The sequence below is a fragment of the Pseudomonas sp. NPDC087690 genome (assembly GCF_044743175.1).
Taxonomy (GTDB): domain Bacteria; phylum Pseudomonadota; class Gammaproteobacteria; order Pseudomonadales; family Pseudomonadaceae; genus Aquipseudomonas.
Genome location: NZ_JBIUVX010000102.1, coordinates 1,119 through 2,190, shown reverse-complemented (window position 1 = coordinate 2,190; position 1,072 = coordinate 1,119). Strand labels below are relative to the sequence as shown.

Genomic DNA, 1,072 nt, shown 5'->3' with positions numbered 1-1,072 from the left:
GGTAGAAATCGCGAAAACCAGAATCGCGGATCTGACTGCAGCTGATATGGATGCAGCCGTGCGTACTATCGCCGGTTCTGCTCGTAGCATGGGCCTTAAGGTGGAGGGTGTGTAATGGCTAAGCTGACCAAGCGTCAAAAGGCTATCGCCGGCAAAATCGAAGCAGGCAAGGCCTACAACATTGTAGACGCTGCTGCCCTGCTGGCTGAGCTGTCGACTGTCAAGTTCAGCGAGTCGTTCGACGTTGCTGTAAATCTGGGTGTAGACCCGCGTAAATCCGACCAGGTTGTTCGTAGCGCTACTGTGCTGCCGCACGGCACTGGCAAGACTGTTCGCGTTGCTGTGTTCACCCAGGGTCCGGCTGCTGAAGCCGCTCTGGCTGCCGGCGCTGATCGCGTAGGTATGGACGACCTGGCTGCCGAAATGAAAGGCGGCGACCTGAACTATGACGTAGTGATCGCATCCCCGGATGCCATGCGCGTTGTAGGTCAACTGGGTCAGATCCTCGGTCCACGTGGTCTGATGCCTAACCCTAAGGTTGGTACCGTAACTCCAGACGTAGCTACCGCGGTTAAAAACGCTAAAGCTGGTCAGGTTCGTTATCGCACCGACAAAAACGGCATCATTCACACTTCCGTTGGCAAGATGGGCTTCGACGCCGTCAAGCTGAAGGAAAACGTTGAAGCCCTGATCGCTGATCTGAAGCGTATCAAGCCAGCTTCCTCGAAAGGTATTTACGTCAAGCGCGTTACCCTGAGCACCACTATGGGCCCAGGTCTGGTTATCGACCAGAGCTCGCTGGACGCGTAAGACAAAGGTTGGCGCGATTTTTTTCGCGCCAATTGAAAGATTGGGGTCCCTGCCTGGCGGGGGCTATCCAAGACCGTAGGCGACGCAAGTCTTAAACCATCAGCCTACGCAGATGGTGCTCCCGGTTCCTTACCGAATCAGACACCAAAACGACATTCGGTTCCGATCGAATGAAACGGTAACAAGCAGGCGTTACACCCGTGGCACTTCATCTCGTAGCCAAGAAGGCCATCGTCGCTGACGTCAACGAGGCTGCCACAGT

Annotated in this window: 1 protein-coding gene and 2 pseudogenes; all 3 read left to right on the top strand. The window is 55.4% G+C overall.

Translation table 11 applies throughout. The annotated features are described in order from the left end of the window. Positions 1-115 (top strand): annotated as a pseudogene (gene rplK / locus ACIPIZ_RS29610) (50S ribosomal protein L11); the annotation flags it as partial. Continuing rightward, the gene (gene rplA / locus ACIPIZ_RS29605) at positions 115-810 is read left to right on the top strand and encodes a 50S ribosomal protein L1 (protein ID WP_007916481.1); all 696 of its coding nucleotides are present in this window, start codon (positions 115-117) and stop codon (positions 808-810) included. The pseudogene rplK and the gene rplA, both read left to right, overlap by 1 nt. A gap of 200 nt (positions 811-1,010) precedes the next feature. Beyond that, positions 1,011-1,072 (top strand): annotated as a pseudogene (locus ACIPIZ_RS29600) (hypothetical protein); the annotation flags it as partial.

Bases quoted from the DNA above. Each gene is read 5' to 3' on its own strand.
- rplA (WP_007916481.1), top strand. From the start codon at position 115: ATGGCTAAGCTGACCAAGCGTCAAAAGGCTATCGCCGGCAAAATCGAA.